Source organism: Candidatus Aquicultor sp. (assembly GCF_054640775.1).
The window spans coordinates 1-6,025 of the sequence record NZ_JBTSLF010000155.1 but is presented as its reverse complement, the minus strand read 5'-3'; the positions used below and the strand labels follow the sequence as shown (position 1 = coordinate 6,025).

The window sequence follows — 6,025 nt, the reverse complement described above, 5'->3', positions numbered from 1 at the left end:
AGGTCGACGTCGATGCGATTTGCGACGGCGACGATGTATTGGTCGGCGCGATTATGGAGCACATCGAGGAGGCGGGCGTTCATTCGGGCGATAGCGCATGCGTCATCCCACCATATACTTTGGGCGAAGAAATTATACAACAAATAAAGGAATACACCATACAACTGGCGAAGGAATTACACGTACGCGGCTTGCTAAACATCCAGTATGCGGTGCAAGGGCAGACCGTTTACGTTCTCGAGGTCAACCCACGCGCATCGAGGACCGTCCCATTCGTCAGCAAGTCGATAGGAATGCCGCTCGCAAAGATAGCGGCAAAGGTAATGGCCGGAAAAACCCTCAAGCAGATGGGGATTTCAGAGGTGCCGCCCATCGACCATATATCGATCAAGGAAGCGGTTCTGCCATTCGGACGGTTCCCGGAAGTCGATACGGTGCTCGGCCCGGAGATGAAATCTACCGGGGAAGTCATGGGCATCGACACGTCATTCGGCAACGCATTTGCAAAAGCCCAGATTAGCGCCGGGCTTAACCTGCCGACAGAAGGCAGCGTCTTTATAAGTGTTCAGAATAGCGACAAGAGGTCGATTATCATGCTTGCCAAACGGCTGGATGGGCTTGGCTTCAAGATATACGCGACAAAGGGGACCGCGACTATGTTGAACAGAAACGGAATCGAAGCCGAAGCGGTCAAGAAGGTTCAAGAGGGAAGGCCGAACGTCGTCGACCTTATCAAGAACCGCACAGTGGGCCTGGTTATCAACACCCCATGGGGAACCGGTACGCGCGTTGACGGGTATCAGGTTCGCACCACTTCGGCGGTGTACGGAATCCCGTGTATCACCACCCTGGCAGCGGCAACCGCCGTAGTGCAGGGTATCGAAGCCCTGCGGAGCGGCAGTCTGGATGTAAAAGCGATTCAAGACTATCATTATAAGGGGCTAAGTGCCGGGGACCAAAATCAAGGGGACGCGGATATGGAAAGTGTTTTCCAGGATTCGTAGAATTTCTGTGTGATTGCCCAACTTGCCCTAAAAGACCCGTAACTTGGTTCGATTTCGAACGTTTAACAATAATGGTTCATCATTTTTTAAGATAGCTCTTAATCTACGTTTATAAAGTTCTTCTAAGGGATGGAGATGTTTCAAGTCAAGGCTGATATTTTATCAAAAGAAGAAGTGATTCCGGGGGTATTCAGCCTCACCATTGTTTCCCCCGAGATATCAAGAAACGCCAAACCGGGCCAGTTTGTCCATATATTGTGCGGGAGCGAGAACGATAACTTTGTTTTAAGAAGGCCGTTCAGCATCCACCGCGTTGTGCCCGGTCGTGCGTTTGAAATCCTGTTTAAAGTAGTCGGTAAGGGAACCGAGGCGCTTTCCAAGGCTAAAATACATGAGAGCCTGGATGTGATCGGCCCTCTCGGCAACAGCTTTACGTATTCCGAGAGGATCGAGTCGGCGTTGTTGATCGCGGGCGGACTCGGCGTCGCACCACTTATTTTTTTGGCGGAGGAGCTTGCCGAGCGATACGTTAAACTCTACCCCATGGTCGGCGCTCAAGCTAAAAGCCAGCTGCTGCGCTATATCGATTTCAAGCGCATGGGGAAAAAGACGTACGCCGCCACCGAAGACGGCAGCCTTGGCCATAAAGGCACGGTCGTCGATCTTCTCAACCGCACGATTCACCAGATACGACCGCAGGTGATTTATGCATGCGGCCCGAAAGGCATGCTCAGAAAAATTGCCGAGACCGCGGATGATTTCGGCATCGATTGCCAGGTTTCCCTGGAGGCCAAGATGGCCTGTGGAATCGGCGTTTGCCTTGGTTGCGCCTGTGTCACCAAGGAAGGTTACAAGATGGTATGCAAAGACGGTCCCGTGTTTAATGCACGCGACCTTGTATGGGACCAAGATGAAGTCAATCAGCTTCCATCCGGGGGTTGCGAGTGTGAAACGCAAGAAACTCAAGATTCGGATTAGTCACAAAGACCAGAAAAAAGAGCGAAAAACCTGGGACATAAACCCCAGAACCCGCATCCACGACGATGCCGATTACAAGCGAAGCAAAGAGAAGCGGGTCATGGAGAAGTTGCAATACGACGAAGAGGAAGATGATTATGGCCGGTAAACGGCTTGATGGAGAAACCATGAGCGTAAACTTGAGCGTTAATCTTGCCGGGATAAAGATGAAAAACCCGGTTATGCCCGCATCCGGCACCTTTGGGACCGGACGTGAGTTTAGCGAGTTTATGGATATTAAGTCGTTGGGGGCGCTTGTCGCGAAAACGGTCACATTGCGACCGGTCGTAGGAAACAAGCCACCCCGGATATGCGAAACCAATTCGGGCATGTTGAATTCGATAGGCCTGCAGAATGAAGGCATCGATCATTTCCTCAAGCACGACCTACCCTACATGCGCAAATTCAAAGTCCCGGTTATCGTGAATATCGCGGGCAACACGCTTGAGGAATATGCCCAGATGTGCAGGGATTTACGGGGTGTCGAGGGGGTCAGCGGCATCGAGCTTAATATCTCATGCCCTAACATCAAGGCTGGCGGGATTGCTTTCGGGGCGTCCGCTAAGCTGGCAGAGCAGGTGACAGCGGCCGCTCGTTACAACACGGACCTGCCGCTTATAGTAAAGCTCACCCCTAACGTCTATAACATCTCAAAAATCGCGCGAGCGGTGGTCAGCGCTGGCGCTGACGCGATCTCGCTCATCAACACGGTAGTCGGTATGTCGATCAACATAAAGACCTTCGAACCGTGCCTGGCCAATATCACCGGCGGTCTTAGCGGGCCCGCGATCAAACCCATCGCCGTACGCATGGTCTGGGAGGTAGCGCAGACGGTAAATGTCCCGATCATCGGCATCGGGGGCATCTCAACGGCGGAGGATGCGATAGAGTTCTTCCTCGCGGGCGCAACAGCAGTCGCGGTCGGCACCGCCAACTTCATCAACCCACGTGCCACGATCGAAATCATAAACGGCATAGAAGCGTTCCTGAAAGAGCGCGACCTAACTGATATTAAGCAGATTATTGGAAAAGTTAAGACTTAGTAGGCAGAGTAGGCAGTAGGGAGTATGCAGGTCTAGGATGTGGGTTTAATGCAAGACCATCGCTAGATGTCATTCTTCAGGAACGATAGTGACTGAAGAATCTGGGGTGCACTTGCCGTGATTGTAACTTACTAGCGTCTAGGCGTAGCTAAACCAATGCGAGATAGATGGTTTGATTCTGCCTACTGCTTACCGCATACTGTTTTTTACGAGGTGTTTATTGGCAATGATTGAACCTAAAGAACGCTTGATAATTGCACTTGACGTTTCTAGCAGCGACGAGGTCGCGGCGGTTTGCGATAGAATTGGCGACAACGCTGTTTTTTATAAGGTAGGCCTGCAGTTGTTTCTAGCGGAAGGCCGCAGTGTGATCGAGCTTCTTAAGGGCCGTGGATCGAAGGTGTTTCTCGACCTCAAGCTGCACGATATCCCGAACCAGGTTGCCGGGGCATGTCGTGAGGTGGTCAAAATGGGGGTCGACATGACGACCATCCACACCATGGGTGGCGTCGATATGATGCAGGCCGCGGCAAACGCAATCAGAGAATCGGCGCAGGAACTGGGCATCCGACCTCCCATTTTACTGGGTGTAACGGTTCTGACCAGTTTAAATGATGAGAGAGCTGGGGAAATAGGCATCGCGAACGCAATTCCGGAGCAAGTGGTAAATCTGGCGGTGTTGGCTAAGAAGAGCGGTCTGGACGGGATTGTGGCCTCACCGCATGAAGTTTCGAGAATCAGGGAGAAGGTCGGGGATGATTTCGTGATAATCACACCCGGGATTAGATCCTCATCCGAGGACGTTCAGGATCAAAAGCGCGTTATGAGTGCGGGCGAAGCGATTAGCGCAGGGTCATCGTACCTGGTTGTAGGGAGACCGGTTCTTAAAGCCGGTGATCCGGCGGCCGCAGCGTCTAAAATCGTCACGGAAATCACAGAGGCAGAACGCAAAAAAATAATATTTTAATTGGCAAAAAAGCAGGAAAAGCAGTAATATACATAGAAATGTGATAAATACGCAGGTCAGCAAGGTTTATGTAAATTAGTGCCTTTGTTACCTCGGGTTTTACAAAGGAACATCGACCGATTAGAGGGGAGGGTGGTACAGTCAGATAAAGTTGCTAGCTAGGTTGATAGGGGTAAAAACGAACTTTTAGACGAACCACTGCAATCTTTGGCAACGATCGCGACGAATATCCGGGCAGCTAGATGCCCTGGATAAAGACGCGAACTGTGCCGGATGAAAACCCACCATAGATAATAACATACGAAATAGTTACAATTAGCATTTGTCATTCAACTAGCTATCCCCTATAATCACCGTTGTATTAAAAAAGACCGACTACCTAACTTAAGGAGGAGTTATGCCGTTACCGAAATTAACTGAAGAGCAAAGGCAAGATGCCTTAAAGAAAGCAGCAGAAGCAAGACAAAAAAGGGCAGATCTCAGAAAGAAACTCAAAGCCGGAGAAGTAAGCGTCAAAGACATCATCAACAAAACTGACGATCCGATCATCTCCAGAATGAAAGTTAGTAGTTTATTAGAATCCCTTCCGGGCATCGGAAAAGCCAGAGCCCAGAAGATTATGCAGGATGCAGGTATCAGCCCGAGCAGGAGAATCCAGGGTCTCGGGAGTAAACAGAAAGAAATACTGATTACCTCAGTAAGCAAGTAAATAGGTGAATTAGATGGATTCAGACCCGAAAGTGTTCGTTATATCTGGTCCATCAGGAGCGGGAAAGGGGACTCTCACTGACGAACTGTTAAAGAGAGTCCCCTCTCTTACTCGTTCAGTTTCTGCGACCACCAGAAAACCGCGCCCCGGTGAGGTTAACGAGGTCGATTACTACTTTTTAGCCGAGGATGAGCTTAAAGACCATATTCGGCAAGGGGACTTCCTTGAGTGGGCCATGGTTCATGGCAACTACTACGGCACCTTAAAATCGGTCGTTAAAAAAGAGCTCGAATCGGGAAAAGACGTGGTTATGGTGATAGACGTCCAGGGCGCGGCCAGCATTAAAGAGAAAATGCCCGAAGCGATTAGTATCTTTATCGAGCCCCCTTCGATGGCGGAGCTTGTAGAGAGGCTTAGGCTTCGCAATACAGAGACCGATGCCGAGTTGCGAGAGCGGCTTAAGAACGCAGAAACAGAGATGGAGCTTGCTAAGAACTACGATTATGTGGTAATAAATGATGATGTGGAAAAGGCCGTCGATGAGCTGGTTGACATCGTCAAGGCTGAAAAACGAGCTAAAAAAAGTGAAGGTGATGGTTAGTGGCGAGACCGGATATCGATAAGAGGCCGGATATCGACAGACTTTTGAGCAAGGTCGACAGTAAGTATACTCTCGTAATTGCAGCCTCAAAGCGGGCGAGGCAAATCAATGATTATTTCAGCGCAATAAAGCGACACGATCTGGTAAGGGTGCGGCCACCGCAAATCGATGCCCTCTCAAGTAAACCCTTGACCATAGCGCTCGAAGAAATCTCTCAGGGTCTGATCACATATGAGAGGTTAGTCGAGGGAATCAAATAACGAAGCAGTCAGCAAGTAAAAAAGCAATAGTAGCCCAGGGCCCAAGCCCTGGGTGTTTTGTTTGTCATTATTATCCTGGCAGGTTATCATGTCGATATAGATGAACAGCGATTATTAAGGCATGACGGTATGTGGAAGGGAACATGGGCGAGGATATATTTTCCGGGAAAACAATAGCACTTGGCATATCCGGTGGGATTGCCGCCTATAAAGCCGCTGATCTCGCGAGCAAGTTGGCGCAGCGGGGTGCGGTCGTTAAAACGGTCATGACCGAGCACGCGACGAAATTTGTAAGCCCGTTGACGTTCCAATCGGTAACCGGTCAGCCGGTTCTGACCGACCTTTTCGCCGCGGATTTGCAAGGCAAGATATCCCACGTTGCGCTAAGCGAGGAGGCGGACCTGGTTGTTATCGCCCCCGCCAC

The 6,025-nt window shown here is 50.3% G+C and carries 9 protein-coding genes; all 9 read left to right on the top strand.

Annotated elements, in window-relative coordinates:
- A partial coding sequence (locus ACYC56_RS11440) for an ATP-binding protein (protein WP_461374312.1) occupies nt 1-1,004 on the top strand: 1,004 nt, incomplete at its 5' end.
- A 135-nt stretch (nt 1,005-1,139) separates the two neighbouring features.
- Nucleotides 1,140-1,982: a dihydroorotate dehydrogenase electron transfer subunit gene (locus ACYC56_RS11435; RefSeq protein ID WP_461374311.1), complete on the top strand. Its 843-nt coding sequence runs from the start codon at nt 1,140-1,142 to the stop codon at nt 1,980-1,982.
- Entirely contained in the window at nt 1,951-2,130 is a 180-nt protein-coding gene (locus ACYC56_RS11430) for a hypothetical protein (RefSeq protein WP_461374310.1), read from the top strand. The genes ACYC56_RS11435 and ACYC56_RS11430 overlap by 32 nt, the downstream gene beginning before the upstream one ends.
- The gene (locus ACYC56_RS11425; protein ID WP_461374309.1) at nt 2,120-3,064 is read left to right on the top strand and encodes a dihydroorotate dehydrogenase; all 945 of its coding nucleotides are present in this window, start codon (nt 2,120-2,122) and stop codon (nt 3,062-3,064) included. The genes ACYC56_RS11430 and ACYC56_RS11425 overlap by 11 nt, the downstream gene beginning before the upstream one ends.
- Before the next feature lie 226 nt (nt 3,065-3,290).
- A complete protein-coding gene (gene pyrF, locus ACYC56_RS11420) occupies nt 3,291-4,031 on the top strand; it encodes an orotidine-5'-phosphate decarboxylase (protein WP_461374308.1) in 741 nt (246 codons plus the stop codon).
- A gap of 397 nt (nt 4,032-4,428) precedes the next feature.
- Entirely contained in the window at nt 4,429-4,740 is a 312-nt protein-coding gene (gene mihF / locus ACYC56_RS11415) for an integration host factor, actinobacterial type (RefSeq protein ID WP_461374307.1), read from the top strand.
- Between the two features lie 13 nt (nt 4,741-4,753).
- A complete protein-coding gene (gene gmk / locus ACYC56_RS11410; protein ID WP_461374306.1) occupies nt 4,754-5,341 on the top strand; it encodes a guanylate kinase in 588 nt (195 codons plus the stop codon).
- Entirely contained in the window at nt 5,341-5,601 is a 261-nt protein-coding gene (rpoZ, locus tag ACYC56_RS11405; RefSeq protein ID WP_461374305.1) for a DNA-directed RNA polymerase subunit omega, read from the top strand. Before gmk ends, rpoZ begins: the two co-directional genes overlap by 1 nt.
- Before the next feature lie 131 nt (nt 5,602-5,732).
- Nucleotides 5,733-6,025 (top strand): flavoprotein (locus tag ACYC56_RS11400; protein WP_461374304.1); only part of this gene is annotated, 293 nt, incomplete at its 3' end.